The organism is Acidovorax temperans, from assembly GCF_028596105.1.
Taxonomy (GTDB): domain Bacteria; phylum Pseudomonadota; class Gammaproteobacteria; order Burkholderiales; family Burkholderiaceae_C; genus Acidovorax; species Acidovorax temperans.
The window spans coordinates 4,051,531-4,076,554 of sequence record NZ_CP117193.1; the positions used below are offsets into that span (position 1 = coordinate 4,051,531).

Consider the following 25,024-nt stretch of genomic DNA (forward strand, 5'->3'; position numbering starts at 1 on the left):
TTCAAAGGAATTCCATGAAGAGCTTGCATGACGCGCCATCCACACCACACCATCCACCTCGCATGCAAGCACGGCTTGTTGTCGGCATGCTCGCTTCCGCGCTGATAGCGGCTGGCTGCACCAAGGAAGCGCCAACGGCACCCAGCGCTGCAGGACAGAGGCCTGCCGTTGAAGTGGGTACTGTCACGGCGACTCCAGGCGATGTGGGTCTGGTCACCGAGTTGCCGGGGCGCGTGGAGGCCTCCAGGGTGGCTCAAGTGCGCGCCAGGGCAGCAGGCATCTTGCAGCAACGGATGTTCAACGAGGGCAGCGACGTGAAGGCGGGACAAACCCTGTTCCGTATCGATGAAGCCCCCTACGCAGCAGCCTTGGACAGCGCCAAGGCCAACCAAGCCAAGGCAGAAGCCAGCCTGGCACAAACACAAGCGCAGCTGGAACGGTACCGTCCGTTGGTCGAAGCCAATGCGATCAGCAAGCAAGATTTCGTCAACGCAGAGGCTGCAGTCAAACAATCCCAGGCAGACGTAGCCTCAACCAAGGCAGCGGTGCGTACCGCAGGCATCAACTTGGGTTACGCAACGGTCACAGCACCGATTTCAGGCCGAATCGGCAGGGCCCTCGTGACAGAAGGTGCGCTGGTAGGTCAAGGCGAGGCGACGCCTCTGGCTGTCATCCAGCAAATTGACCCCGTCTACGTCAACTTCACCCAATCTGCCAACGACATTCTTCAGCTGCGCAAAGCCGTGGCCAGCGGCCAATTCAAGCGTGCCGAGGGTAAAGACGCAGCGAGCGTGCGCTTGATCTTGAGCGATGGAACTGAGTACGAGCACCCTGGAAAACTCCTGTTTTCAGACCTGACAGTGGACTCCACCACAGGCCAGATCACCTTGCGCGCAGAGGTGCCTAATCCCAAGGGTGAACTGTTACCCGGCTTGTACCTACGGGTCAAGCTGGAGCAAGCCCAGGCCAGCAATGCCATCACCCTTCCGCAGCAGGCCGTGACACGCACACAGCAAGGGGACATCGTCAACGTAGTCGCTGAAGACGGAAAAGTCAGCCAGCGCGCAGTCAAGATCAGCGCGGCGAAGAACAACCGTTGGATTGTTCGCGAAGGACTACAGGCGGGCGAGAAAGTCATGGTGGACGGCTTCCAGAAGCTGCAAATGCTTCCACCTGGCACGCCCGTGAAAGCGGTCCCTTGGCAAGCACCGAGCCAAGCAGCAGCACCTGCGCCTGCCGCCGACGCATCCGCCGCTAAGCCCTGAGAGGCATACACATGGCCAAGTTTTTTATTGACCGTCCCATCTTCGCGTGGGTGATTGCACTGTTCATCATGGTGCTGGGGGGCGTTGCCATCACGCAGCTGCCCATCTCGCAATATCCCCCGGTTGCACCGCCTTCGATCGTTATCAACGCGTCTTACCCGGGCGCTTCTGCGCAAACGCTGGAGGACAGCGTTCTTTCCGTGATCGAGCGTGAAATGAACGGGTCGCCAGGGCTCATCTACATGGAGTCTGTGGCCCAGGCCGATGGTTCTGGGAGCATCACCCTGAGCTTCCAACCCGGAACCAACGCCGACTTGGCGCAAGTGGATGTGCAGAACCGCCTGTCGCGCGCGTCTCCGCGGTTGCCTTCTACCGTCACGCAACAAGGCGTGCGCGTGGACAAGTCGCGGTCCAACTTCTTGCTGTTCACGATGCTTTCGTCCAGCAACCCCGAAACCGATACCGTCGCTCTGGGTGACTATGCTTCCCGCAACGTGGTGCCAGAGCTGCAGCGACTGCAAGGCATTGGGCAAGCCCAGCTCTTCGGTACAGAGCGTGCCATGCGGATCTGGATCGATCCCGCAAAGATGCTGAGCTTCAACATCTCCACCGCGGAGATCACTGCCGCCATCCGGGCGCAGAACGCGCAGGTTGCCAGCGGCACCATCGGTGATCTGCCCAACCTGTCTGGCCAGGGCATCTCAGCAACCGTGGTCGTTAGCGGGCAGCTGTCTACCGTCGAGCAGTTCTCCAACATCATTCTTCGGGCCAACGCCGATGGCTCCACCGTTCGCCTCAAGGATGTGGCGCGCGTGGAGTTGGGTGGCCAAGCCTACGCTACCGCTGCGCGACTGAACGGCAAACCCGCCGTAGGTATTGGCGTCCAACTGTCGCCCAGTGGGAATGCGCTGGAGGCCGCAAAAGCAGTCCGCACCAAGATGGACGAGCTCTCGCGCTACTTCCCAGAAGGCATGAGCTGGAGCATTCCCTACGACAGCTCGCGCTTCGTGGATATCTCTATCACCCAGGTGGCCAAGACGCTGCTCGAAGCCGTCGCCCTGGTGTTCCTGGTGATGTTCCTGTTCCTGCAAAACTGGCGCTACACCGTCATCCCCACCATCGTGGTTCCCATCGCGTTGTTGGGCACCTTCGCCACCTTGCTGGCCCTGGGCTTCTCGATCAACGTGCTCACCATGTTCGGCATGGTGCTGGTAATCGGTATCGTTGTGGACGATGCCATCGTCGTGGTGGAAAACGTCGAGCGCATCATGAGCGAGGAAGGGCTGTCCCCGCTGGAAGCCACGCGCAAAGCCATGCGCCAAATCTCAGGCGCCATCATCGGCGTGACCGTGGTGCTGATCTCGGTATTCGTCCCGCTGGCCTTCTTTGCAGGCTCCACAGGCAACATCTATCGCCAGTTCTCGGCCGTGATGGTGGCCTCCATCGGGTTCTCGGCATTCATGGCTCTGTCGCTCACGCCGGCCCTTTGTGCCACGCTGCTCAAACCTGTCGAAGCAGGCCATCACCACGAAAAGAGCGGCTTTTTTGGCTGGTTCAATCGCAGCTTCGCCTCTGGCGCCAAGCGCTATGAAGGCTGGGTGGCCCGCATGCTCAAGCGTGCGGTTCGCTACCTTGTGATCTACGCAGCCATCGTGGGAGCTGTGGCCGTGGTCTACATGCGGCTGCCCACGTCTTTCCTGCCCAGCGAAGACCAGGGCAACATCATCGTGAACGTGCAGCTCCCGCCCGGCGCCACGCAAGAGCGGACGCTGGCTGTGATGGAACAGGTGGAGCAATTCATCCTGAAGCAGCCCGAAGTGCAAAGCATGGTGGGCGTTCTGGGCTTCAGCTTCTCCGGTCAGGGACAGAACGCCGCGTTGGCCTTCGTGACACTCAAGGACTGGAGTGAACGCCATGGCCCTGGCCAGTCTGCACAAGATGTCGCAGGCCGCGCGTTTGGCGGCTTGTCCGGCATTCGCGATGCATTTATCTTCCCCTTGAGCCCACCGCCCATCCCAGAGCTGGGTAATGCCAGCGGGTTCACCTTCCGTCTGCAAGACCGTAGCGGCGCAGGCCATGAGGCACTTGTCAATGCACGCAACCAGTTGCTGGGCATGGCCTCGCAGAGCAAGGTGTTGACGCAGGTGCGGCCAGACGGGCTGGAGGATGCCCCGCAACTACAAATCGACATCGACCGCGACAAGGCCAACGCACTGGGCGTCACCTTCGATGCGATCAACTCGACGCTGTCCACTGCTTTGGGCTCCAGCTACGTCAACGACTTCCCGAACCAGGGGCGCCTGCAGCGTGTGGTGGTGCAAGCCGACGCACCCGCGCGCATGCAGCCGGACGACTTGCTGAAGCTCAACGCCAGCAACACCCAGGGCAAGCCTGTGCCACTGTCAGCCTTTGCCTCCACCAAGTGGGTCAAAGGTGCCCAGCAAACGGTGCGCTACAACGGCTATCCGGCCATGCGCATCTCGGGCAGCCCCGCCCCCGGTTACAGCACTGGCGCGGCCATGGCTGAAATGGAAAAGCTGGCTGGCCAACTGCCGGCAGGATTTGGTTTCGAGTGGACCGGACAGTCACGCGAAGAAAAGCTGGCAGGCTCACAGTCGCTGATCCTCTACAGCTTCGCGATCCTGGCCGTGTTCCTCTGCCTGGCGGCCCTGTACGAAAGCTGGTCCATCCCGCTGGCGGTGATCTTGGTGGTGCCACTCGGTGTGCTGGGTGTTCTGCTGGCCACCCTCATGCGCGGCTATGCCAATGACGTTTATTTCCAGGTGGGCCTGATCACGATCATCGGCTTGTCGGCAAAGAACGCCATTTTGATCATCGAGTTCGCGAAAGACCTGCAGGCACAGGGCAAGGGGCTCATCGAGTCTGCCCTGGAAGCCGCTCATCTGCGCTTCCGTCCCATCATCATGACCTCGATGGCATTCGGCCTGGGTGTCGTGCCCCTGGCCATCGCCAGCGGCGCGGGCTCCGCCAGCCAGCGCGCCATCGGCACCGGTGTGCTGGGTGGCATGGTCACGGGCACTGTACTGGCAGTGTTTTTTGTTCCGGTGTTCTTCGTGGTGGTGCGTAGCCTGTTCAAAGGCAGCGCACGCCAGCAGGAGATGAACCGCCGCCACGCAGAAGAAGCCGGAATTGGAAACCATGACTAAGAAAATCACACATCTCGCTTTGGCCCTGGTCACCCTGCTGACGGGGTGCTCCATGATCCCAATGTACGAGCGCCCCGCCGCGCCCGTACCCACGGGCTTCCCCAACGTGACCGCTTCGGAAAGTCCTGCCACGCTGCCATCATGGCGTACCTACTTTGCCGAACCACGGCTGCAGCAGTTGATTGAGCTGGCGCTGAACAACAACCGCGACCTGCGCATTGCAAGCCTCAACGTAGAGCAAGCCCGAGCCCAGTTCCAGGTACGTCGTGCTGCGCAATACCCAGCTGTGGGGCTGGCGGCCAACGCCTCACGCGCGCCTGCGTCCGGCACAGGCAACATCACCAACAACTTCAGCGTTGGGTTGGCTGTGACTGCGTGGGAGCTGGACTTCTTCGGCAGGGTGGCCAGCTTGAAGGAACAGGCGCTTGCGCAGTACCTGGCTACCGAAGAAGGCCGCAATGCGGCCCAGGTCAGCCTGATCAGCTCCGTCGCCAACGGGTGGCTGAACTTGCTGGCCGAAGAAGAATTGCTGGAACTGTCTCGACGCACTCTGGCTACCCGCGAAGAGTCGGTTCGCCTGACCAAACTGCGGCTGGATTCTGGTGCTGCGTCCGAGCTCGACTACCGGCAGGCCGAATCTTTGGCGCAAGCTGCGCGGGCCACGCTGGCCCAGCAGCAGCGCCAGCGGGCACTGGATGAAAATGCGCTGGCTTTGCTTCTGGGCCAACCCTTGCCCGAAGACATCCGCGCTACCCTCGGACGCAGTGACCTGAACGCAGCGCCATCCATGCAGACCGTGCCTGCGGGCCTCCCCTCCGATCTGCTCGTGCAGCGTCCTGACATCCGCCAGGCAGAGCAACAGCTGATCGCCGCCAATGCCAACATTGGTGCAGCGCGAGCCGCGTTTTTCCCGCGCATTTCACTGACAGCCCAAGCCGGAACGTCGAGTGGAGAACTGTCCGGTCTGTTCAAGAACGGCTCCTGGGGCTTCACCCTAGCGCCCTCACTGTTGCTGCCATTGTTTGATGCGGGCGCCAATCAGGCCAATCTGGAGAGCGCTCAGGCGTCTCGCAGCGTAGCCGTTGCCCAGTATGAAAAAGCCATCCAGACAGCGTTCAGAGAAGTGGCGGACGCGCTCGCCAGCCAAAGCTCGCTCACAGAGCAGTTAGAAGCGCAGCGCAAGCAAGCCGAAGCAGAATCCATCCGCTTCAAGCTGGCAGACCTGCGTTACCAAAATGGTGTGGCCAGCTACCTGGACTTGCTCGATGCGCAAAGGTCTCTGTTCAGTACCCAGCAGGGCGTAGTGCAAGTCCGGTTGAGCCAGTTGCAAAACCAGGTGTCGTTATTCAAGGCACTTGGCGGCGGCTGGACCGACGAGACATCAAGCGCCAAGCCTTGATGGGGGACAAAGTTCCGCAGCCTGTAGATATAATTTAAGGTTGATTTCATCAAAGCCCCCGAAACTCCAGAGGACGTCATGAGCGACAACCACCACGAAGAAGCGCATACAGGCCCGATCAAGACCCCTAAGCAACTACTCGTGGCGGGATTCCTCTCGTTCGTGGTGCCGATCTTTGCCATCATCGGCCTGGTGCTGTACGTCTCGTCCAGCAACAAGCCCGCACCGGGCGCGTCCAACCCTGAAAAGGCCTTGGCTGAGCGCATCCAGAAAGTAGGCATGGTGGAAGTGCGCGACGCCAACCGCCCCCTGCGTGCAGGCGAAGAGGTTTACAAGGGCCAATGTGCTGCTTGCCACGCCACGGGCGCTGCAGGCGCACCCAAGCTGGCAGACGCGGCAGCCTGGGCCCCGCGCATCAAGACTGGTTTTGAAGCGCTGGTGCAATCCGCACTCAAGGGCAAGGGTGCCATGGCGCCACAAGGCGGTGGTGATTTCAATGACACAGAAATTGCACGTGCCGTGGCTTACATGGGCAATGCAGCAGGTGCCAAGTTCGAGGAACCCGCTGCGCCTGCTGCTGCAGAGGCCAAGTGATTAAGGCGACCCAAGTCTATTGATCAAAAAAAGCCGGTGCATTGCACCGGCTTTTTTATTGGCTGATGCCGAACATGCCACGGCCAGCCATTTTTCTAAAGACACATCACGATCAGCAGCCAGCGTCAGATCTCTGCGCGCAGCTGCTGGAACTTAACGTCGCTGTGACCTCGCAGGGCTGCGAACAAAGCCGTACTGCGCTGGCAAGTCGGCAGACACCACATCACGGGGCACCCAGACTCCTTGCTCTACCGCTTCCGCAGCCAGCACCATATCCTGCGAGTGCACCAAACCGAGCCCTTGGGGCGAAGCGATATACAAACGCCCCTCTTCGTCCAAAAGACATTCCTCCGCACTGGTTTGCAAGCCGGTATGGGACTGCAAGCGGTAGTCCGGCAAAACCAGCCAGATCCACGGAGTGCACTCCAACTCGATGTACACGCGCTGCGGTCCGTTCTGAAAAAACCACTGCCCCTCGTCGTCGCTTTCATAATTGCGGCCGATGAAATCAATGAGTTTTTCGTGCCGTAGCCACGAACCACGGCTTTGCGGAAAATCTCCAGCGGCCTGGGCAGCGTCGTCGCGCATGAACCAGCGACCTCGCGCATCCAGCCCCAGCCATCCGTAGCAATCCGGTACGTTGGGCCATTTGGCCAATGCTTGTTTGACGATGTCATCCATGACCGAATTGTGCCTTTCATCCGGGCAGTTGCGCTGTCAGCCAAGCGCTTACAGCATCTGGCATCGCACGCACATGCCCAGGCCACGGGCCTTGCGCAAAACCTACATGACCACCGTGGCTGGGTTGCCACAGCGTCACGCATGGCCCCACCTCCCCGGCCCGGGGCAGGCTGCTTGCAGGCACAAACGGATCGTTGAGCGCATTCACCACCAAGGCGGGCACCCGAATGTGGGAGATGAGTGGCTTGGAAGATGCGCGATGCCAATAGTCTTCGGTATTGCGAAAGCCATGCACAGGCGCGGTGAAGACGTTGTCAAAAGCGTAGAGATCACGCGCGGCCAACAGCGCGTCCCGGTCGAAAAGACCAGGATGTTGCTCCCATTTCCGCAATGCCTTGGGGACCATGGTTTGCAGGAACATGCGGGTGTAGATCTGGCGATTGAAGCCGCGACCTATGGCGTGGCCACCGGCCGCCAGATCCAAGGGAGAGCAAATCGCCGCCACGGCCTTCACATGACTCGATGCGTCTGAACCAGCCTCCGCAGCCCAGCGCAGCAAAGCATTGCCGCCCAGCGATACACCAGCAGCAATCACCGGCCCAGGATGGCGGGCACGGAGCTGGGCCAGTATCCAGGCAATCTCTTCGTAATCGCCTGAATGATAGGCACGCGGGGCGTGGTTGAGCTCACCGCTGCAGCCGCGAAAATGGGGCAATGCACACGCCCAACCCCGCTCCTGGGCCACTTCAGCAAATGCCTGACAGTAGTGGCTGCGTGAAGATCCCTCCAGCCCGTGAAAAACCACCAGCATCGGAGTCTCGACAGGGTGCGCAGCAGGTGGGCGATCTTCGCCACCCGCCAAGAAATCCACGTCAATGAAATCAGCGTCGGGCGTTGTCCAGCGTTCACGTCGAAAAACCGGCGCGGGGCCATGCGTGCGTCGCGAAAACACCGCAGGCCAGATGGTTTGCATCTGACCTCCAGGGAGCCACCAAGGTGCTACATATTTCATAGCTGCTAGCGCTTATTCAACGGGCGGTAGAACCACTTTTTATTCATATCCCAAAACCATCAGCAACCTGCGCCACACCGTTCAATGCAGCAACTGCGAAGTTTCAGTACCGGAGATACCCTCCGGCGAGCCGTCCGTGCTGGCATGGTGAGCCACCAGACGCCATCCCTCCAACGTACGGTGATAGACATTGGTGGCAATCAGAAACGCTGCGTGTAGCCCATCAGGCAGCATGATTTCCACCCGCTCAGCCACGTTGTGCACGGCACTGGAAACCGACTGCACACGGTGGACCTGGGAAATCGTCACCCGGATGCTGCCCTGCGCAAACATTCCCTCAAACGCTGCACGGATCGCTGCGGCACCCATCAAGCGGGAACCGCCAGGATGCACACATACGATTTCGTCATCCTCTGCCCAGCAAGACATCAGCAGATCTACATCGCCCTTTTGCAGGGCTTCATAGAACATGGCTTCCGTCTCATCGGGCGAGCCACCGTGGGGCGACACAGGTAGTTTGGTACGTGGCATGCGACGGTTGTCCAGATAGAGGATTAGTTGACCTGTTCAAATTGGCAGAACTCTGGCGAGCAAGGCCCCCAAGGGCGGCAGACGTCTTGATGCCCCGGGCGGCCCATTCGGCTTGCACAAGCTGCGAGGGCCCGGCGAATGCTGCACGATTCAGATGCGCCCAAGTCATCTTGAAGACAACCCTTATTGTGGCGGCAACTGAGCTACCTTCAGACTTCAGCCCGCTCAAGGCAACCCTCGTCTTCCCCATCAAGGTCTTCATTGACGAGGGTCTAAAGAAATTCAAGACCAAAAAAAACCCGGCCTGGGCCTAATGCCAGTCAGTTAAGCCCGCAGGCGGCTTGATCCAGTAAAAAGGGGACGTGTTCAACACGTTCCCTTTTTTGCTTGATGAGCCTGCTTGCAAACGCCTTGCGCCAGACCCTGCCCCGAGTACCTGATCGCCTCGAGCAGCTCAGCGCGTTGATAGACCCTGCCTGGATCGCACAGGCGCTGGGGACCAGCGGCAAGGCCTCCATCCGCCGGCGCAAGCTGCCTGCCGAACATGCCGTGTGGCTTGTGATCGGACTGGCGCTGTTTCGCGACCGGCCACTGTGGCAGGTGGTGCAGCAGCTGGATTTGAGCCTGGATGGACAAGCGCCGCCCGCACCGAGCGTCAGCGTGCAAGCCCGCCAGCGCCTGGGCGAGGAGCCTCTGGCCGAGCTGTTCGCTCTACTGACCCAAGCCTGGAGCCGTCCTGCGGTGAATGTGCGCCAGCCACTGCGCGTACTGGCTGTGGATGGTGTGGTCTGGTCGGCGCCGGACACCCCTGAGAATCGAGTCGAACTGGGCAGCTGCAGCAACCAGCATGGCCTCTCGCCCTGGCCGCAGATCCGCGCCACTTGCCTGATGGACACACACAGCCACGAGATGCTTGATGCCAAGCTCGGCGCCATGGACTGCGGCGAATTGAGCCTGGCAGCGCAGTTGCGCGGCGAGGATCACTCCGTGACCCTGTTTGACCGAGCGTACTTCTCGGCAGCGTTCCTGTTGGACTGGCAGGCTGCGGGTACGCAGCGCCACTGGTTGATGCGCGCGCGGGACAATCTGCGCCATGAGATCGTCCAGCAACTGGCGCGCGGCGATGCGCTGATCCGCATGCCGGTGTCCCCACAAGCGCGCAAGGCACACCCGCATCTGCCCAGCCACTGGCAGGCACGCCTGATCGAGGTGAGCGTGGGTGGACGGCTGCGCCGCTTCATCACATCCTTGCTGTGTCCCCGCACGCATCCGGCGCAGGAGCTGGCCGAGCTCTACCGCCAGCGTTGGGAGATCGAGTTGGGGTTCCGGGAGATCAAGCAGACCCTGCAGGAGGGTGAGCCGGTGCTGCGCAGCAAGCAGCCCGCGCTGGTGCGCCAGGAGCTGTGGGGTGTGCTGATCGCCTACACGCTGCTGCGCCGCTGGATGCGCGAGATGGCAGCGCACGTCCAGGTCGAGCCCCAGCGCATCAGCTTCCACACAGCCAGCTACGCCATCGTGAACTTACTGGCGGTCCCCAGCCTGGACTCTGCCGGCACCTTGCCCAAGCAGTTGGCAGCCCTGTTGGCGCAATCGCGACACTTCGTGCTGCCGCCACGCCGCACTGGGCGCAGCTTCCCAAGGGTCGTCAAAAAACGCGCTTCCAAATTCCCAACGAAAAAAATGCCAGTCAGCTCTTAACTGACTGGCATTGGGCGTTGGCCTGGTTTTCTGAGTACGACTCCGCAGCGCGGAATTACTTCTTCTGGCGGTACTTGCGCAGAGCAGCAATCTGGGCGGCCATCACAGCCAGTTCTGACTGGGCCTTGGCCAAATCGAGATCGCTCTTGGCGTTCTTGAGCGCTTCTTCGGCAGCTGCCTTGGCGGCATTTGCCTTTTCGTCGTCCAGATCCTTGCCGCGGATGGCGGTGTCGGACAGAACCGTCACACAGTTGGGCTGAACTTCCAGAATGCCACCGGCCACGAAAACAAATTCTTCTTTGCCGTCTGCTGTTTCGATGCGCACCGAACCGGGTTTGATGCGGGTGATCAGCGGGGTATGGCGGGGGTAAATGCCCAACTCGCCAGCTTCACCGGGCAAAGCGACAAAACGTGCTTCACCCGAGAAGATGGACTCTTCGGCGCTGACCACATCAACGTGGATAGTGTTCATCATTGCTCCTAGGAAAAGGTGGGGGCTTGACTGCTACAGGGGGCTGAACAACTCAGTTGCTCAGCCCTCGGACAATCAGGCGACCTTCTTGGCCTTTTCGAAGGCTTCGTCGATGGTACCGACCATGTAGAACGCTTGTTCTGGCAGGTGATCGCATTCGCCGTTCACAATCATCTTGAAACCACGGATGGTTTCCGACAGCGGAACGTACTTGCCGGGCGAGCCCGTGAACACTTCAGCCACGTGGAAAGGCTGCGACAGGAAACGTTGGATCTTCCGAGCGCGGGCCACGGCCAGCTTGTCTTCTGGAGCCAGTTCGTCCATGCCCAGAATGGCGATGATGTCGCGCAGTTCCTTGTAGCGCTGCAGGGTACCCTGCACAGCACGGGCCGTCGCGTAGTGGTCTTCGCCCACCACGTTGGGGTCCAGCTGGCGGCTGGTGGAATCCAGAGGATCCACGGCAGGGTAGATACCCAGCGAAGCGATGTCACGGGACAACACCACGGTGGAGTCCAAGTGAGCAAACGTGGTTGCAGGAGAAGGGTCGGTCAAGTCATCCGCTGGCACGTAAACGGCCTGGATGGAAGTGATCGAGCCAACCTTGGTGGACGTAATACGCTCTTGCAGGCGGCCCATTTCCTCGGCCAGCGTAGGCTGGTAGCCCACGGCGGAAGGCATACGGCCCAGCAGAGCGGACACTTCGGTACCGGCCAGCGTGTAGCGGTAGATGTTGTCCACGAAGAACAGCACGTCACGGCCTTCGTCACGGAAAGATTCCGCAATCGTCAGACCGGTCAGGGCCACGCGCAGACGGTTGCCTGGGGGCTCGTTCATCTGACCGTACACCATGGCCACCTTGGAGTCTTCGAGCTTCTCCAGGTTCACCACGCCAGAATCGGCCATTTCGTGATAGAAGTCATTCCCTTCGCGGGTACGCTCGCCCACACCAGCAAACACCGACAGACCGCTGTGGGCCTTGGCGATGTTGTTGATGAGTTCCATCATGTTCACGGTCTTGCCCACACCGGCGCCACCGAACAGCCCCACCTTACCGCCCTTGGCGAACGGGCAGACCAAGTCGATCACCTTGATGCCGGTTTCCAGCAGTTCTTGCGATGGCGACAGTTCGTCGTACGCAGGAGCCTTGCGGTGGATGGAAGCCGTCAGTTCCTGACCCACGGGACCACGCTCGTCGATGGGTGTGCCCAGCACGTCCATGATGCGGCCCAGGGTGGCCTTGCCCACGGGCACCGTGATGGGGTTGCCAGTGTTGGTCACCATCAGGCCACGGCGCAGGCCGTCGGACGAACCCAGGGCAATGGTACGCACCACGCCGTCGCCCAGCTGTTGCTGAACTTCCAGCGTCAGAGCCGAACCTTCCAGCTTCAGAGCATCGTAAATCTTGGGCATCTGGTCGCGTGGGAACTCAACGTCCACCACAGCGCCGATACATTGAACAATCTTGCCTTGCACTTGAGCCATTTTTCGCTCCAATAATGTTGTATGTCGAGCTGCTTACACAGCGGCGGCGCCTGCGACGATTTCCGAAAGTTCTTTCGTGATCGCTGCTTGACGCGTCTTGTTGTAGACCAGCTTCAACTCACCAATGACGCTGCCGGCGTTGTCCGTTGCGGCCTTCATGGCCACCATGCGCGCCGATTGCTCGGACGCCATGTTTTCTGCAACTGCCTGGTAAATCAGCGACTCGACATAGCGCACCAGCAGCTCGTCGATCACGGTTTGTGCGTCCGGCTCATAGATGTATTCCCAGCTATGTTCCGTCTTGTCAGCCTGCATCTGCTCGGACGACAGCGGAAGCAGTTGCTCCACCACCGACTCTTGCTTCATGGTGTTGATGAACTTGGTGTAGCTCAGATACACCGCGTTGATCTTGCCTTCCGCATAGGCGTCCAGCAGCACCTTCACAGGGCCAATCAGCTTGTCCAGATGGGGCGTATCGCCCAGACCTGTCACATGCGAAACCACCTTGGCACCCACCCGGTTGAGGAAACTGAAGCCCTTGTTGCCAATGGCTACGGTTTCCGCAGAGATGCCTGCCGCTTGAAGTTCACGCAGCTTGGTCGTCACCGTGCGCAGCACGTTGGTGTTCATGCCGCCGCACAAACCCTTGTCCGTGGTGACCACGATGACGCCTGCCACTTTCGCATCGTTCACTTGCATGAACGGATGCGTGTACTCAGGGTTGGCCTTGCCGAGGTTGGCTGCAATGTTGCGGATCTTTTCGCTGTAGGGACGAGCTGCACGCATCCGGTCCTGCGCCTTGCGCATTTTGGATGCGGCCACCATCTCCATGGCTTTGGTGATCTTCTTGGTGTTTTCCACCGATTTGATCTTGCCGCGTATTTCCTTGCCTGCTGCCATGATGGCTCCTCGTCCGGATTAAGCGAACGTCTTCTTGAACGCGGCGATGGCAGCGGTCAATTCGGCTTCAGCATCCTTGTCCATGGCCTTGGCCTGTTCCAGCTTGGCCAGCAATGCGGCGTGGCTGGTTTTCAGGAATTGGTGCAGGCCGTGTTCGAAGCTGAGAACCTTCTTGACGTCGATATCGTCCATGAAGCCCTTGTTCACAGCGAACAGCGTTGCGCCCATCAACGAGATGGACAGGGGGCTGTACTGTGCCTGCTTGAGCAACTCGGTCACGCGGGCGCCGCGGTCCAGCTGCTTGCGGGTGGCTTCGTCCAGATCGGAAGCGAACTGCGCAAAAGCAGCCAGTTCACGGTACTGGGCCAAGTCGGTACGGATACCGCCGGACAGGTTCTTCACCAGCTTGGTCTGAGCAGCACCACCCACGCGCGACACCGAGATACCGGCGTTGATGGCGGGACGGATACCGGCGTTGAACAGGCTGGTTTCCAGGAAGATCTGACCGTCAGTGATCGAAATCACGTTGGTAGGCACGAATGCAGACACGTCACCGGCTTGCGTTTCGATGATAGGCAGCGCTGTCAACGAACCGGTCTTGCCCTTGACTTCACCCTTGGTGAAGGCTTCGACGTAATCAGCATTCACGCGGGCTGCGCGTTCCAGCAGACGGCTGTGGAGATAGAACACGTCGCCAGGATAGGCTTCGCGGCCTGGTGGACGACGCAGCAGCAGAGAAACTTGGCGGTAGGCCACAGCTTGCTTGGACAGGTCGTCGTACACGATCAGGGCGTCTTCGCCGCGGTCGCGGAAGTACTCACCCATCGTGCAGCCAGAGTAGGCCGACACGTATTGCATCGCTGCGGATTCAGAAGCGGAAGCAGCCACGACGATGGTGTATTCCATCGCGCCAGCTTGCTCCAGAGCACGCACCACGTTCTTGATCGAGGAAGCCTTTTGGCCGATCGCCACGTAGATACAGGTAACGCCCTGGCCCTTTTGCGAAATGATCGCGTCGATGGCCACAGCGGTCTTGCCGGTCTGACGGTCACCAATGATCAGTTCGCGCTGACCACGGCCCACAGGAACCATGGAGTCGATGGACTTCAGACCGGTTTGCAGAGGCTGGTCCACAGACTTACGTGCGATCACGCCAGGAGCAACCTTCTCGATCACGTCGGTCAGTTTGGCGTTGATGGGGCCCTTGCCGTCGATAGGCTGACCCAGCGCGTTCACCACGCGGCCCACCAGCTCGGGGCCCACGGGCACTTCCAGAATGCGGCCCGTGCACTTGACGGTGTCGCCTTCGGAGATGTGTTCGTACTCACCCAAAATCACGGCGCCGACGGAGTCGCGCTCGAGGTTCAGAGCCAGACCGTAGGAGGCTTGGCCGTCCTTGGTGGCAGGGAACTCCAGCATTTCGCCTTGCATCACGTCCGACAGGCCGTGAACGCGCACGATACCGTCAGACACAGACACCACGGTGCCCTGGTTGCGGATATCGCTGCTGGCGGCCAGCCCTTCGATGCGGCTCTTGATGAGTTCAGAAATTTCTGCGGGATTGAGTTGCATGACTCTTTCCTTCTTTCTTTGTTTCGCTAAGTCCTCGCAGCGCTATTACGCGACGAGGGCCGCTTTCATTTGTTCAAGACGGGCCTTGACCGAAGTGTCCAGCACTTCGTCACCCACCACTACGCGAATGCCACCGATGAGGGACTCGTCCTGCTTCACGGTGAGATTGAGCTTGCGGCCGAAGCGCTTTTCCAGCACTCCACCCACATCTGCCAATGCCGCACTGTCCAGAGGAAATGCGCTGTACACGACAGCATCCGAGGAGCCGCTGCGGCGATTCACGAGGGCACGATACTGAGCAGCCACCTCACCAAGCGTGTTGATACGCCCGTTGTCGATGATGGTGCGCAGGAAGTTTTTGGCCATGTCGGGCAGCGCAGAACGCGCAACGCCCGTAAAAACGGCAAACACTTGGTCTGCCGTTACCTTGGGGTTGTCCGCCAGCTGGCGAAGCTCGGGGGTGGCGGCAATCGCCGCCAGCTCGTCGAGCCAGACAGCCGTGCTGTCCAGATCAACACCCGCGCTGGCAGTGGCAGCCTTGAACAAGGCCTCTGCGTAAGGGCGAGCAATGGTGGCGAGTTCAGCCATGTTGTCCCCTTACAGCTCGGTCTTCAGGCGGTTAAGCAAGTCTGCATGGACACCGGCATTGACTTCCTTGCGGAGAATCTGCTCGGCACCCTTGACAGCCAACGCGGCCACCTGCTCGCGCAGGGCTTCACGTGCTCGCACCGTCTGTTGCTCAGCCTCGGCCTGGGCAGCAGCCACAATCTTGTTGGCTTCTTCCGTAGCGCGGGCTTTGGCTTCTTCGATGATGGCTTGGGCACGGCGGTCGGCGTCCGCAAGACGCGAGGCCGTCTCATTGCTGGCTTGAGCCAATTCCTTCTTCACCAACTGGTCAGCAGCGGCGAGTTCGGTCTTGGCACGTTCGGCAGCAGAGAGGCCATCGGCGATTTTCTGGGCTCGTTCATCCAACGCCTTGGTGATGGGCGGCCACACGAATTTCATCGTGAACCACACCAGCACGAAAAAGACGATGATCTGAAAGAACAGGGTCGCGTTGATACTCACGGCAACACCTTTCTAAGAGATGGCGTTGACGGGAATTACTTTGGAACGCTGGCCAGGAACGTAGCGGCAAAGGGGTTTGCAAAAGCAAACAGCAGAGCGATAGCAACACCGATCAGGAACGCAGCGTCGATCAGACCGGCCAAGATGAACATCTTGGTTTGCAGTTCGTTGATCAGTTCAGGCTGGCGAGCAGAAGACTCCAGGAACTTGCCACCCATCAGAGCGATACCGATCGAAGCGCCGATAGCGCCGAGGCTCACAATCAGACCGCAAGCCAGAGCGACGAAGCCGAGAATGTTTTCCATGATTACTCCTGAGTGAAAAAAGAAAGGTTAAAGAGAAAGGAAACGAAAACGAAACAAAGGGTCAGTGGGCCTCATGTGCCTGGCCGAGGTAAATCAGCGCCAGCATCATGAAAATGAACGCCTGCAAGGTAATCACCAAGATGTGGAAAATTGCCCAGAGCGAACCCGCAATGACGTGCCCCACAGGGAGCAGCACACCAGGAAGCGACATTGCAGCAGCGCCACCCATCAGGGCGATCAGCAGGAACACCAACTCACCAGCGTACATGTTGCCAAACAACCGCATGCCATGCGAAACCGCCTTGGCCACGTATTCAATGATCTGCATGGTCACGTTGATGAGACCCAGGATCACGGCAAAAAGAGGGTTCTTGCTAGAGCCGAACGGCGCGCTCACCAGCTCATGGCCCCAGCCACCGGCGCCCTTGATCTTGACGCTGTAGTACAGGCTCAGCAACAGAATGGAAACGGCCAAGCCCAGCGTGGTGGACAAGTCAGCCGTGGGCACGACACGCAGGTAGGCGTGGTGCGGATCGTGGCCCATCGCAGCATAGATCTTGGTCCAGATGGCGGGCAGCAGATCCACGGGCAGCATGTCCATGGCGTTCATCATGAAAATCCAGACGAACACAGTAAGCGCCATCGGAGCAATGAACTTGCGGCTGTTGGCATTCTTGATGTTGGCCTTGGTCTGGGTGTCCACCATTTCCACCAGGATTTCCACAGCAGCCTGGAAACGACCAGGAACACCGGAAGTGGCCTTGCGCGCACCCAGCCACAAAATGAACAAGCCAATGAAACCAACCACCAGAGCGGTGATCAAAGAATCGATGTTGACCACCGAAAAGTCAACAATGGCTTTTTGCGGAATGTTCTGCAAATGCTGCAAATGGTGAACGATATATTCACTTGCGGTCGGGGCATGCGCTTCTGCGGCCATCGGACTACTCTTCTCTATATCAATCGGTTTTTCGAACACCGGGCCGCACCATCAGCGCAACCCAGTACGTTTTCATTGTGATCACCAACCCCGCCACCAGAGCGAGCCAGTTCAGACCTGGTACCACCCGGGGCGCAGCAGCCAGCAGTGCAATTGTGAGCACGATCTTGGCTGCTTCCCACCCAGCGAATCCCAGCATGACAAGGCCCGGGCGAGGTGCTGATTTCTGGCGCAAAACGCCATACGCAAACAGCGCCGCAGGAACCACTACCGCCAAGGAACCATAGGCAGCCGACCAACCCGCGCGGACATCTTGAGTCCACATCCAGGCGATCAACGCCACCACCACTCCAACCAGCGACTGCCCCAGCACCACCTTCCATGGCGATACCGGCGGATTGCGACGCCGCCACTGCTCAGCCTCTTGCGCTGTCAGGGGCTTGAAATCAGAATCTTCAGCCTCAGTTTCGGTCTCTGGCGCGATTGTTTTCATCGGTGAATGACGTCCGCGTTAAAGACCGCAACTTTTACAAAGCCTCTAATTATAAGTAAAAACCCGTTGGTGCATGCAAAATTCCACATGGCGGGCACAAATGCGGTGCGTTGCCCCTCCCCCTTGTGGTGATGCACCAACGAGAAACCATCGCTTCCAGCGCCTGAAATAAGCAGCGAAACGGGCACCTTGGCGCACAATGCGGCGCTATCGACCAGAGCGCAAAGGCTGAAGCTAAAAGCCTTGCCCGCTACCAAAAACGAAGCACTACTGACCATGACATCTTCCGTGCCCCCTTCTACCAACGGCCAGGATGGCGCCACCCCAGACCATCGCAAAGATTCGCTGATCGAATACCCCTGCTTGTTCCCGGTCAAGGTCATGGGGCTCAAGACGGATGACTTTTTTCTGCAGATGGCAGCGTTGGCGCAGCGCCACGACCCGTTTCTGGACCCTGCCAGCATCGCTCAGCGCGACAGCTCGAGCGGCAAATACATCAGCCTGACGATCACCATCACGGCCACCAGCCGCGAGCATCTGGACAACTTCTACCGCGCGCTCACCTCACACCCTCTGGTGAAGTACGCCCTGTAAGCCATGGCCATCGAGACGCGCATTCTGGGCCGCGTGGACTATGCGGCCACCGTGCAGTCCATGCAGGACTACACCGCCACACGCACGCCAGACAGCCCTGATTTGCTACTTATTTGTGAGCACTCACCGCTTTACACACAAGGCCTGGCAGGCAAAACAGATCATATCCTGAACCCAGGTGATATTCCGGTGATTGCCACCAATCGCGGCGGGCAGGTCACCTTCCACGGGCCGGGGCAGGTGGTGGCCTACCCGCTCATCGACCTGCAACGCGCCGGGTATTACGTCAAAGAGTACGTCTACCGCGTGGAAGAAGCCGTGATCCGCACGCTGGACCATTTCGGCGTCACCGGTCACCGCGTCGCGGGTGCGCCCGGCATCTACGTGCGGCTGGACGATCCCCACAGCCACGCCCTGCTGCCGCAGCGCCCGCAAAAACGCGAAGGCACCGCTGTGCCAGAGCCCGACTTCACCGGCCTGGGCAAGATCGCCGCGTTGGGCATCAAGGTGAGCCGCCACTGCACCTACCACGGCGTGGCGCTCAACGTGGACATGGAGCTGGAGCCCTACCGCCGGATCAACCCTTGCGGTTACGCAGGTTTGCAAACCGTGGACCTTTCTACAATCGGGGTCTCGACCACCTGGGAAGAAGCCGCGCAGGTGCTGGGCCAACAGCTCAGCATCCGTCTGGCACCCTGATTCCCCCCACGCCGCCCCACACGCCATGAGCACTCCTGAAGTCGTCCGCGAAGCGCAATCCACCGAAGCCTACAACCCCTTGGCCAAACAGAAGGCTGCGGCCAAGCTGTCGCGCATTCCGATCAAGGTCGAACAAGGCGAAGTGCTGAAGAAACCCGACTGGATTCGCGTGAAGGCGGGCAGCCCCACCACGCGCTTCTACGAGATCAAGGAAATCCTGCGCGAACACAAGCTGCACACGGTGTGCGAAGAAGCCTCCTGCCCCAACATTGGCGAATGCTTTGGCAAGGGCACGGCCACCTTCATGATCATGGGTGACAAGTGCACGCGCCGCTGCCCGTTCTGCGACGTGGGCCATGGCCGCCCCGATCCGCTGGACAAGGACGAGCCGCTGAACCTGGCACGCACCATTGCCGCGCTCAAGCTCAAGTATGTGGTGATCACCAGCGTGGACCGCGACGACCTGCGCGATGGCGGCAGCAGCCACTTTGTGGAGTGCATCCAGCGCATTCGCGAACTCTCGCCCAGCACGCAGATCGAGATCCTCACGCCCGACTTCCGCGGCCGCGATGACCGCGCCCTTGAAATCCTCAAGGCCGCGCCGCCCGACGTGATGAACCACAACCTGGAGACCGCGCCGCGCCTGTACAAGGAAGCGCGCCCCGGCTCCGACTACCAGTTCAGCCTGAACCTGCTCAAGAAGTTCAAGGAACTTCACCCCAACGTGCCCACCAAGAGCGGCATCATGGTGGGCCTGGGCGAGACGGACGAAGAGATCCTGCAGGTGATGCGCGACATGCGCGCACACAACATCGACATGCTGACGATTGGCCAGTACCTCGCCCCCAGCAACAGCCACCTGCCCGTGCGCCGCTACGTACACCCCGACACCTTCAAGATGTTCGAGGAAGAGGCCTACAAGATGGGCTTCAGCCACGCCGCCGTGGGCGCCATGGTGCGCAGCAGCTACCACGCCGACCAGCAGGCCCACGCCGCTGGCGTGTAAGCCCGGCCGCAGCACGACCCAACCGCCATGCAACCCGCCGCCGCAGATGCCCTGTCACTGCGGCGCTACGGGCCTTCGCCCGGCAGCCACAGCCACGATCACTTCCAGGTGCTCTTCGGCCTGGAGGGCGCACTGGAGCTGGAGATTGAAGGCCGAGGGCAGCGCGTAGCCCAGGGCGAAGGCTGCGTGATCGGGCCCGGTGCGCGACACGACTTTGAAGCCCAACGAGGCAGCTTGTGCCTAGTGCTGGACAGCACCCAACCCGGCTGGGCGCAGTGCCTGCAGCGCGCAGCTACTCCACCCTCTCACACACATCCGCTCGCGCAATACCTGGCCCATGCACTGCAGCTGCGGCGCCCCCTGGCGCAGGCCCATGGACCGGCGCTGCTGTTGGAGGCCTGGCTGGCAGGTGGCTCCGGCACACCACCTTCGCCCGCGCACAGCCTGCCCACTGGCGCGCCCTCCGCTTCTGGCAACTCCCGCCGGCGTGCCATTGACTGGCAGCGGCTGCAGCAATGGGCAGCGCGCGAATGGCACCAGGAAATCACCGTGGCCGACCTGGCCCGGCGTGTGCACCTCAGCCCCAGCCAGTTCACCGCGCGCTGCCGCGATGAGCTGGGCCTGGGCGCCATCGAGTGGCTGCGCCAACAGCGCCTGGCCCACGCGCGGCTGCTGCGGGCCAGCGGTATGCCGGTGGCAGCGGTGGCAAGCGCCACGGGATACCGGTCCCCTTCGGCATTGACGGCCGCCTTGCGCCGCGACGCGCTGGCCGAGCAGGCACCAAAAGCCAAATGACCCCGAAGCACGGCTGAGCGCGCCCGCCACGGCCGCCGCAACCATCGCAGCGCGACGATATTCCGGTGCTGCACGACGATGGAGTGCCATGCAAAGCGCATACAGTCAGCGCATGTCTTCTTCTCCCTTGCAAGCCAATCTCTACGCCCTGGGCGCCATTGCCCTGTGGGCCTCTCTCGCCTCGCTGGGCGTGTCGCTCACGCACATTCCGCCCTTCTTGCTCACCGGCATCACGCTCATCATCGGCAGCGTGCCGGCCTGGCCCTTTGTGCTGCGCGATCCGTCGCAGTGGCGCATTCCCATGCGCACGCTGGCACTGGGCGTTTATGGCCTGTTTGCGTACCACTTCCTGCTGTTCATCGCGCTGCGGCATGCGCCGCCGGTGGAGGCCAACCTCGTCAACTACCTGTGGCCCCTGTTCATCGTGGTGCTGGCCCCGGTGGTGTTGCCCGGCGTGGCGCTGCGGGTGCCGCATGTCGTAGCGGCCCTGCTGGGGTTTGGCGGCGCGGCGATTGCCATCGTGGGCGGCCGTGAACTGAGTGGCACCCTGGCCTGGGGCTACATTCCCGCAGCAGCGGCGGCGTTCATCTGGGCCACCTATTCGCTGATGACCAAGCGCGTCAAAGCCTTCCCCACCACGGCGATTGGCTTGTTCGGACTGGTTTCTGGCGCCTTGTCGCTGCTATGCCATGTACTACTGGAGCCCAGCGTGGCGCTGCAGGTGCGCGACTGGGGCCTGCTGGCCGTGCTGGGCCTGGGCCCGCTGGGCGGCGCGTTTTACCTGTGGGACAAGGCCTTGAAGCTGGGCGATGCGCGGCACATCGGCATCCTGAGCTACATCACACCGCTGGCGTCCACCGCGCTGCTGATCGTGGTCAGTGGCCGCAGCTTCAGCTGGAGCATTGGCCTGGCCACGGCCATGATCATCAGCGCTGCGGTGATGGGCATGCGGGCGCGCTAGCGCGGTTCACTATGAACCAAAAGTGGCTCTAGCGCTTTCAAATCAAGCGCAAGCAGCTATTAAAAATATAGCAGTTCAAGTGCTTTGGGCGTCGCCAGCCATCACGCGGCTGGCACTTCGCCCTGCAGCACTTGCTGCGCCCAAGGGGCCAGCTTGCGGGTGTCGGCCCGCAACACCTCTTGCTTCACGGCCAAAATCTGCGCGGGGTGCATGGAGAAGCTGCGCAGCCCAAGGCCCAGCAGCAGGCGCGTCATGCTTACATCACCTGCCGTTTCGCCACACACCGACACCACCTTGCCCTGCGCGTGGCCTTCGGCAATCACGTCGGCCACCAGCCGCAGCACAGCGGGATGCAGCGGGTCGTACAGGTGGGCCACGGACTCGTCAGCACGGTCAATTGCCAGCGTGTACTGGATCAGATCGTTGGTGCCGATGGACAGGAAGTCGAAATACTTGAAGAAGGTGCGCACCATGAGCGCTGCGGCGGGGATTTCGATCATCGCCCCCAGTTGCACAGGGCCGTAGGCCACGCCACGCGCATCCAGCTCGGCTCGGGCCAAGTCCACCTGGGCCAGCGTCTGGGTGATTTCCGACACATGCGCCAGCATGGGAAACAGCAGCTCAACCTTGCCATGCGCCGCCGCGCGCAGCACCGCACGCAGCTGGGTGCGGAACATGGCCGGGTCGGCCAGGCTCCAGCGGATGGCGCGCAGCCCCAGAGCAGGGTTCAGGTAGCTGTCCTTGTGGCCCTTGTCCAGCGGCTTGTCCGCGCCCACGTCGATGGTGCGGATGGTGACGGGCAGGCCCTGCATGCCATCCAGCGCCTGGCGGTAGGCTTGGTACTGGGCTTCCTCGCCCGGCAGGTTGCCAGTTTTGCCCATGAAAAGAAATTCACTGCGGAACAGGCCCACGCCCACCGCACCAGCCTTCACCGCGGCGGGGGCATCGTCGGGTTGCTCGATGTTGGCCAGCAGTTCGATCTTCTGGCCGTCGATGGTGACGGCCGGGGTGTGGCGCAGGCGGGCCAGGCGCTCACGCTCCAGTTCGCCTTGACGCTGGCGAAAACCATACTCGGCCAGGATGATGGGCGAAGGGTCCACGATCATCACGCCGGCATCGCCGTCGATGATGACCCAGTCGTCCTGCCGCACCAGCTGGCTGGCTGCGCGTGCGCCCACCACGGCCGGAATGTCCATGCTGCGCGCCACGATGGCGGTGTGCGAGGTCTTGCCACCCACATCCGTCACAAAGCCGGCAAATACGCTTTGCTTGAACTGCAGCATGTCGGCGGGCGACAGGTCGTGCGCCACCAGCACCAGGGGCACGTCCACCGTGTCGTCCAGCAGCAGGTCTTGCTGCGTCTTGCGCCGCTGGCTCACGGGGGGCGCCACAGGGCTGGCCACGCCCTTCATGTAGCGCAGGATGCGCTCGACCACCTGCTCCAGGTCGGCCTTGCGTTCGCGCAGGTACTCGTCCTCCATCTCGTCGAACTGGCGCGCAATCACCTCCAGCTGGGTGGTCAGCGCCCATTCGCCGTTGTACAGGCGCTCGGTAATCCAGTGCTTGACGCCCTCTTCCAGGGCCTCGTCCTGCAGCAGCATCAGGTGCACATCCAGCAGCGCGCCCAACTCGTGCGGGGCGTCGGCAGGCATGTCGGCCTGCAGGCGCTGCAGCTCGTCCACCACCGTGTTGCGGCCCTGGCGCACGCGTTCGATCTCGGCAGCCACCTGCTCGGGCTGGATGAAGTAATGCGCCACATCCACCCGGCTGGACGCCACCAGCACGGCGCGGCCAATGGCAATGCCCCGGGCAACGGCCAAGCCATGGATGGAAAAAGTCATTCAGAGGTCTCCTGTGTGCGGCCCACCCTGCGGCGCTGGCGGGCCTGGGCGGGGGTCACTCCCCCTCGCCAAACTTGTCGGCAATCAGCGCCAGCAGCGCGTCCATGGCTTCCTGCTCGCGCTCGCCACTGGTCTCCACTTCCACTTCGGTGCCCATGCCGGCGGCCAGCATCATCACGCCCATGATGCTTTTGGCGTTGATGCGGCGGTCGCCACGGCTCATGAACACGTCACAAGGGAAACTGCCCGCCAGCTTGGTGAGCTTGGCGGAGGCGCGGGCATGCAGGCCCAGCTTATTGCTGATGGTCGTACGGGTCTTGATCATGGATAGGGCGTCGGATCTGGTTTTGTGGTGCGGCGATGGCCACCTGCATGACCCCCTGGGTGCCACCCACGACAGCGCGGGAGACGAGGGAATCCAGGGTTTCGGCACGGTAGCTGACCGCGCGCAGCAACATGGGAAGGTTGACCCCGGTGACCAGGCGGGAGTTCACGCCGTCCACCAGGCGCTGGGCCACGTTGCAGGGCGTGGCACCAAACACGTCGGTCAGCACCAGGGTGGACTCGGTGGCCAGGCCTGCAAGCAAGGCGCGCGCATTCGCCAGCGTCTGTTCTGGCGGTTCATGGGGCGGCACGTCCAGTGCGGCTACGGCGTCGCCACAGTCGGCAAACACATGCAGCGCGCACTCGCGCAGCGCATGGGCCAGGGGGGCGTGGGCAATGAGAAGGATGCTGGTGCTCATGGGTGGGCGGTTTGCCAAGCATTATGGCGCGCGGCTGCTGTACGCCCCAGGTGAAAAGCGCCCCGTTGCACGCTGAGCCAGCCACCCAGGTCAACCGCCAGGGCCGTTGGCAGGTTCAACGCAGTTCCAGCCCGGCGAAAAAAGTGTCTGCCACGGCGGGCCGCGCTTTGTCGGCAAACACCACCGCGTGGTACACGCGCACCTCGCTGCCCAGCGCGCGCGCAAACCACGCCGCATGGGCGGTGACGGGAGTGCCATCGGGCCGCTGGCCCTGCACCGTGGTGCGCACGGCCTGGGGCAACGCCATAGCGCCTGCGGGCACAAAGGGCTGCATCTGCGCAGGCGCAGCAGCGCCGGAAGCGGGCGCGTTGGCGGCAGGCACCGCCACGCCAATGCGCGCCAGCGTGGCGGCACGCCAATGCTCCAGTGCCACCCCGGCGCGCGCAGGGTCGGTCAGCGTGGCGTACGACACGGCAAACGTCGCGCCATCGGCATCACAGCTCAGCAGCGAGAGTGCCAGCGGCGCGCCCGCCAGTTCGACGGTGCGCACAGCGTTGTCGGGCTTGCAGGGCAGCATGACCTGCAGGGCCGCCTCGGGCACCGCCACACTGCGCCAATTCAGCGCCGGGCTGCAAGCGGCCAGGGCCACGGCCAGCGCTGCGCTGGCAACAACCATCCATCGTGTTTTCATGCAGCCATTATCGGCAGCAGCCCGGGGGCCAGGCTGAACTTTCTGCCCCCGACACGACTCCACCCATTCGCTGGATGTTGACCTCATGGGGTGGGTGGACTCACCAACATCACGG

27 protein-coding genes are annotated in these 25,024 nt (G+C 61.4%); 10 read left to right on the top strand and 17 right to left on the bottom strand.

The window, feature by feature from the left end; genetic code table 11:
• Positions 1 to 14: 14 nt before the first annotated feature.
• From PQV96_RS18955 to PQV96_RS18970, 4 genes are all read left to right on the top strand, one after another.
• The gene (locus tag PQV96_RS18955; protein ID WP_420482163.1) at positions 15 to 1,265 is read left to right on the top strand and encodes an efflux RND transporter periplasmic adaptor subunit; all 1,251 of its coding nucleotides are present in this window, start codon (positions 15 to 17) and stop codon (positions 1,263 to 1,265) included.
• An 11-nt stretch (positions 1,266 to 1,276) separates the two neighbouring features.
• Entirely contained in the window at positions 1,277 to 4,432 is a 3,156-nt protein-coding gene (locus tag PQV96_RS18960) for an efflux RND transporter permease subunit (protein WP_273623887.1), read from the top strand.
• Complete coding sequence (locus PQV96_RS18965) at positions 4,425 to 5,831, top strand: efflux transporter outer membrane subunit (RefSeq protein ID WP_273623888.1); 1,407 nt, start codon at positions 4,425 to 4,427, stop codon at positions 5,829 to 5,831. The genes PQV96_RS18960 and PQV96_RS18965 overlap by 8 nt, the downstream gene beginning before the upstream one ends.
• Before the next feature lie 78 nt (positions 5,832 to 5,909).
• On the top strand, positions 5,910 to 6,425 hold the full coding sequence (locus tag PQV96_RS18970; protein ID WP_066691840.1) for a c-type cytochrome: 516 nt from the start codon (positions 5,910 to 5,912) through the stop codon (positions 6,423 to 6,425).
• Positions 6,426 to 6,578: 153 nt separating this feature from the next.
• On the opposite strand, the gene PQV96_RS18975 is transcribed toward PQV96_RS18970, so the two are convergent.
• The 3 genes from PQV96_RS18975 to PQV96_RS18985 form a co-directional block, all read right to left on the bottom strand.
• Entirely contained in the window at positions 6,579 to 7,106 is a 528-nt protein-coding gene (locus tag PQV96_RS18975) for a DUF2946 family protein (protein WP_273623889.1), read from the bottom strand.
• Positions 7,107 to 7,122: 16 nt separating this feature from the next.
• Complete coding sequence (locus PQV96_RS18980; RefSeq protein ID WP_207375429.1) at positions 7,123 to 8,118, bottom strand: YheT family hydrolase; 996 nt, start codon at positions 8,116 to 8,118, stop codon at positions 7,123 to 7,125.
• An 81-nt stretch (positions 8,119 to 8,199) separates the two neighbouring features.
• Positions 8,200 to 8,649 (bottom strand): YybH family protein, encoded by a 450-nt coding sequence (locus PQV96_RS18985; protein ID WP_273623890.1) that lies wholly within the window; start codon positions 8,647 to 8,649, stop codon positions 8,200 to 8,202.
• 390 nt (positions 8,650 to 9,039) lie between these two features.
• Here PQV96_RS18985 and PQV96_RS18990 point away from each other — a divergent pair, with 390 nt between their 5' ends.
• A complete protein-coding gene (locus PQV96_RS18990; protein ID WP_273623891.1) occupies positions 9,040 to 10,347 on the top strand; it encodes an IS4 family transposase in 1,308 nt (435 codons plus the stop codon).
• Between the two features lie 55 nt (positions 10,348 to 10,402).
• Here PQV96_RS18990 and PQV96_RS18995 read toward each other — a convergent pair whose 3' ends face one another.
• From PQV96_RS18995 to PQV96_RS19040, 10 genes are all read right to left on the bottom strand, one after another.
• Positions 10,403 to 10,819, bottom strand: coding sequence for a F0F1 ATP synthase subunit epsilon (locus PQV96_RS18995; protein WP_207373644.1), 417 nt, complete (start codon positions 10,817 to 10,819; stop codon positions 10,403 to 10,405).
• Between the two features lie 75 nt (positions 10,820 to 10,894).
• Positions 10,895 to 12,301 (bottom strand): F0F1 ATP synthase subunit beta, encoded by a 1,407-nt coding sequence (atpD, locus tag PQV96_RS19000; protein WP_044397381.1) that lies wholly within the window; start codon positions 12,299 to 12,301, stop codon positions 10,895 to 10,897.
• A 33-nt stretch (positions 12,302 to 12,334) separates the two neighbouring features.
• On the bottom strand, positions 12,335 to 13,201 hold the full coding sequence (gene atpG / locus PQV96_RS19005; RefSeq protein WP_044397383.1) for a F0F1 ATP synthase subunit gamma: 867 nt from the start codon (positions 13,199 to 13,201) through the stop codon (positions 12,335 to 12,337).
• 18 nt (positions 13,202 to 13,219) lie between these two features.
• On the bottom strand, positions 13,220 to 14,773 hold the full coding sequence (gene atpA / locus PQV96_RS19010; protein WP_044397386.1) for a F0F1 ATP synthase subunit alpha: 1,554 nt from the start codon (positions 14,771 to 14,773) through the stop codon (positions 13,220 to 13,222).
• 45 nt (positions 14,774 to 14,818) lie between these two features.
• Complete coding sequence (locus tag PQV96_RS19015; RefSeq protein ID WP_142085464.1) at positions 14,819 to 15,361, bottom strand: F0F1 ATP synthase subunit delta; 543 nt, start codon at positions 15,359 to 15,361, stop codon at positions 14,819 to 14,821.
• Positions 15,362 to 15,370: 9 nt separating this feature from the next.
• Complete coding sequence (locus tag PQV96_RS19020; protein ID WP_044397392.1) at positions 15,371 to 15,841, bottom strand: F0F1 ATP synthase subunit B; 471 nt, start codon at positions 15,839 to 15,841, stop codon at positions 15,371 to 15,373.
• A 35-nt stretch (positions 15,842 to 15,876) separates the two neighbouring features.
• The gene (gene atpE / locus PQV96_RS19025) at positions 15,877 to 16,146 is read right to left on the bottom strand and encodes a F0F1 ATP synthase subunit C (RefSeq protein ID WP_044397394.1); all 270 of its coding nucleotides are present in this window, start codon (positions 16,144 to 16,146) and stop codon (positions 15,877 to 15,879) included.
• Positions 16,147 to 16,207: 61 nt separating this feature from the next.
• Positions 16,208 to 17,086, bottom strand: a complete 879-nt coding sequence (gene atpB / locus PQV96_RS19030; protein ID WP_066698649.1) for a F0F1 ATP synthase subunit A — start codon at positions 17,084 to 17,086, stop codon at positions 16,208 to 16,210.
• 19 nt (positions 17,087 to 17,105) lie between these two features.
• Positions 17,106 to 17,579 carry an ATP synthase subunit I gene (locus tag PQV96_RS19035; protein WP_207373643.1) on the bottom strand — a complete coding sequence of 158 codons (474 nt, stop codon included), beginning with the start codon at positions 17,577 to 17,579 and terminating at the stop codon, positions 17,106 to 17,108.
• Positions 17,576 to 17,857: a hypothetical protein gene (locus PQV96_RS19040; protein ID WP_207373642.1), complete on the bottom strand. Its 282-nt coding sequence runs from the start codon at positions 17,855 to 17,857 to the stop codon at positions 17,576 to 17,578. The genes PQV96_RS19035 and PQV96_RS19040 overlap by 4 nt, the downstream gene beginning before the upstream one ends.
• Between PQV96_RS19040 and PQV96_RS19045 the strand changes: the two genes are divergently transcribed.
• The 5 genes from PQV96_RS19045 (at position 17,856) to PQV96_RS19065 (ending at position 21,634) form a co-directional block, all read left to right on the top strand.
• On the top strand, positions 17,856 to 18,173 hold the full coding sequence (locus PQV96_RS19045) for a YbeD family protein (RefSeq protein WP_066787612.1): 318 nt from the start codon (positions 17,856 to 17,858) through the stop codon (positions 18,171 to 18,173). The genes PQV96_RS19040 and PQV96_RS19045 overlap by 2 nt on opposite strands.
• A gap of 3 nt (positions 18,174 to 18,176) precedes the next feature.
• Positions 18,177 to 18,872, top strand: a complete 696-nt coding sequence (lipB, locus tag PQV96_RS19050; RefSeq protein WP_207373641.1) for a lipoyl(octanoyl) transferase LipB — start codon at positions 18,177 to 18,179, stop codon at positions 18,870 to 18,872.
• A gap of 25 nt (positions 18,873 to 18,897) precedes the next feature.
• Positions 18,898 to 19,878, top strand: a complete 981-nt coding sequence (gene lipA / locus PQV96_RS19055) for a lipoyl synthase (RefSeq protein ID WP_207373640.1) — start codon at positions 18,898 to 18,900, stop codon at positions 19,876 to 19,878.
• A 27-nt stretch (positions 19,879 to 19,905) separates the two neighbouring features.
• Entirely contained in the window at positions 19,906 to 20,673 is a 768-nt protein-coding gene (locus PQV96_RS19060; protein WP_273623893.1) for an AraC family transcriptional regulator, read from the top strand.
• 127 nt (positions 20,674 to 20,800) lie between these two features.
• Positions 20,801 to 21,634, top strand: a complete 834-nt coding sequence (locus tag PQV96_RS19065; protein WP_207373649.1) for a DMT family transporter — start codon at positions 20,801 to 20,803, stop codon at positions 21,632 to 21,634.
• A gap of 101 nt (positions 21,635 to 21,735) precedes the next feature.
• On the opposite strand, the gene ptsP is transcribed toward PQV96_RS19065, so the two are convergent.
• The 4 genes from ptsP to PQV96_RS19085 form a co-directional block, all read right to left on the bottom strand.
• Positions 21,736 to 23,475, bottom strand: a complete 1,740-nt coding sequence (gene ptsP, locus PQV96_RS19070) for a phosphoenolpyruvate--protein phosphotransferase (RefSeq protein WP_207373638.1) — start codon at positions 23,473 to 23,475, stop codon at positions 21,736 to 21,738.
• 55 nt (positions 23,476 to 23,530) lie between these two features.
• Positions 23,531 to 23,800, bottom strand: coding sequence for an HPr family phosphocarrier protein (locus tag PQV96_RS19075; protein WP_066698679.1), 270 nt, complete (start codon positions 23,798 to 23,800; stop codon positions 23,531 to 23,533).
• Positions 23,769 to 24,218, bottom strand: a complete 450-nt coding sequence (locus PQV96_RS19080) for a PTS sugar transporter subunit IIA (RefSeq protein WP_273623895.1) — start codon at positions 24,216 to 24,218, stop codon at positions 23,769 to 23,771. The genes PQV96_RS19075 and PQV96_RS19080 overlap by 32 nt, the downstream gene beginning before the upstream one ends.
• A 115-nt stretch (positions 24,219 to 24,333) precedes the next feature.
• Positions 24,334 to 24,909, bottom strand: coding sequence for a hypothetical protein (locus PQV96_RS19085; protein ID WP_273623897.1), 576 nt, complete (start codon positions 24,907 to 24,909; stop codon positions 24,334 to 24,336).
• Positions 24,910 to 25,024 lie beyond the last annotated feature (115 nt).

Coding starts and splice junctions, on each gene's coding strand:
- atpB (WP_066698649.1), bottom strand. CDS start 17,086: ATGGCCGCAGAAGCGCATGCCCCGACCGCAAGTGAATATATCGTTCAC.
- lipA (WP_207373640.1), top strand. CDS start 18,898: ATGAGCACTCCTGAAGTCGTCCGCGAAGCGCAATCCACCGAAGCCTAC.
- PQV96_RS18990 (WP_273623891.1), top strand. CDS start 9,040: ATGAGCCTGCTTGCAAACGCCTTGCGCCAGACCCTGCCCCGAGTACCT.
- PQV96_RS18985 (WP_273623890.1), bottom strand. CDS start 8,649: ATGCCACGTACCAAACTACCTGTGTCGCCCCACGGTGGCTCGCCCGAT.
- PQV96_RS18980 (WP_207375429.1), bottom strand. CDS start 8,118: ATGAAATATGTAGCACCTTGGTGGCTCCCTGGAGGTCAGATGCAAACC.
- PQV96_RS18975 (WP_273623889.1), bottom strand. CDS start 7,106: ATGGATGACATCGTCAAACAAGCATTGGCCAAATGGCCCAACGTACCG.
- atpD (WP_044397381.1), bottom strand. CDS start 12,301: ATGGCTCAAGTGCAAGGCAAGATTGTTCAATGTATCGGCGCTGTGGTG.
- PQV96_RS18955 (WP_420482163.1), top strand. CDS start 15: ATGAAGAGCTTGCATGACGCGCCATCCACACCACACCATCCACCTCGC.
- PQV96_RS19060 (WP_273623893.1), top strand. CDS start 19,906: ATGCAACCCGCCGCCGCAGATGCCCTGTCACTGCGGCGCTACGGGCCT.
- PQV96_RS19075 (WP_066698679.1), bottom strand. CDS start 23,800: ATGATCAAGACCCGTACGACCATCAGCAATAAGCTGGGCCTGCATGCC.
- PQV96_RS18965 (WP_273623888.1), top strand. CDS start 4,425: ATGACTAAGAAAATCACACATCTCGCTTTGGCCCTGGTCACCCTGCTG.
- PQV96_RS18960 (WP_273623887.1), top strand. CDS start 1,277: ATGGCCAAGTTTTTTATTGACCGTCCCATCTTCGCGTGGGTGATTGCA.
- ptsP (WP_207373638.1), bottom strand. CDS start 23,475: ATGACTTTTTCCATCCATGGCTTGGCCGTTGCCCGGGGCATTGCCATT.
- PQV96_RS19085 (WP_273623897.1), bottom strand. CDS start 24,909: ATGAAAACACGATGGATGGTTGTTGCCAGCGCAGCGCTGGCCGTGGCC.
- PQV96_RS19040 (WP_207373642.1), bottom strand. CDS start 17,857: ATGGTCAGTAGTGCTTCGTTTTTGGTAGCGGGCAAGGCTTTTAGCTTC.
- PQV96_RS18970 (WP_066691840.1), top strand. CDS start 5,910: ATGAGCGACAACCACCACGAAGAAGCGCATACAGGCCCGATCAAGACC.
- PQV96_RS18995 (WP_207373644.1), bottom strand. CDS start 10,819: ATGAACACTATCCACGTTGATGTGGTCAGCGCCGAAGAGTCCATCTTC.
- atpE (WP_044397394.1), bottom strand. CDS start 16,146: ATGGAAAACATTCTCGGCTTCGTCGCTCTGGCTTGCGGTCTGATTGTG.
- atpG (WP_044397383.1), bottom strand. CDS start 13,201: ATGGCAGCAGGCAAGGAAATACGCGGCAAGATCAAATCGGTGGAAAAC.
- PQV96_RS19045 (WP_066787612.1), top strand. CDS start 17,856: ATGACATCTTCCGTGCCCCCTTCTACCAACGGCCAGGATGGCGCCACC.
- PQV96_RS19035 (WP_207373643.1), bottom strand. CDS start 17,579: ATGAAAACAATCGCGCCAGAGACCGAAACTGAGGCTGAAGATTCTGAT.
- lipB (WP_207373641.1), top strand. CDS start 18,177: ATGGCCATCGAGACGCGCATTCTGGGCCGCGTGGACTATGCGGCCACC.
- atpA (WP_044397386.1), bottom strand. CDS start 14,773: ATGCAACTCAATCCCGCAGAAATTTCTGAACTCATCAAGAGCCGCATC.
- PQV96_RS19015 (WP_142085464.1), bottom strand. CDS start 15,361: ATGGCTGAACTCGCCACCATTGCTCGCCCTTACGCAGAGGCCTTGTTC.
- PQV96_RS19080 (WP_273623895.1), bottom strand. CDS start 24,218: ATGAGCACCAGCATCCTTCTCATTGCCCACGCCCCCCTGGCCCATGCG.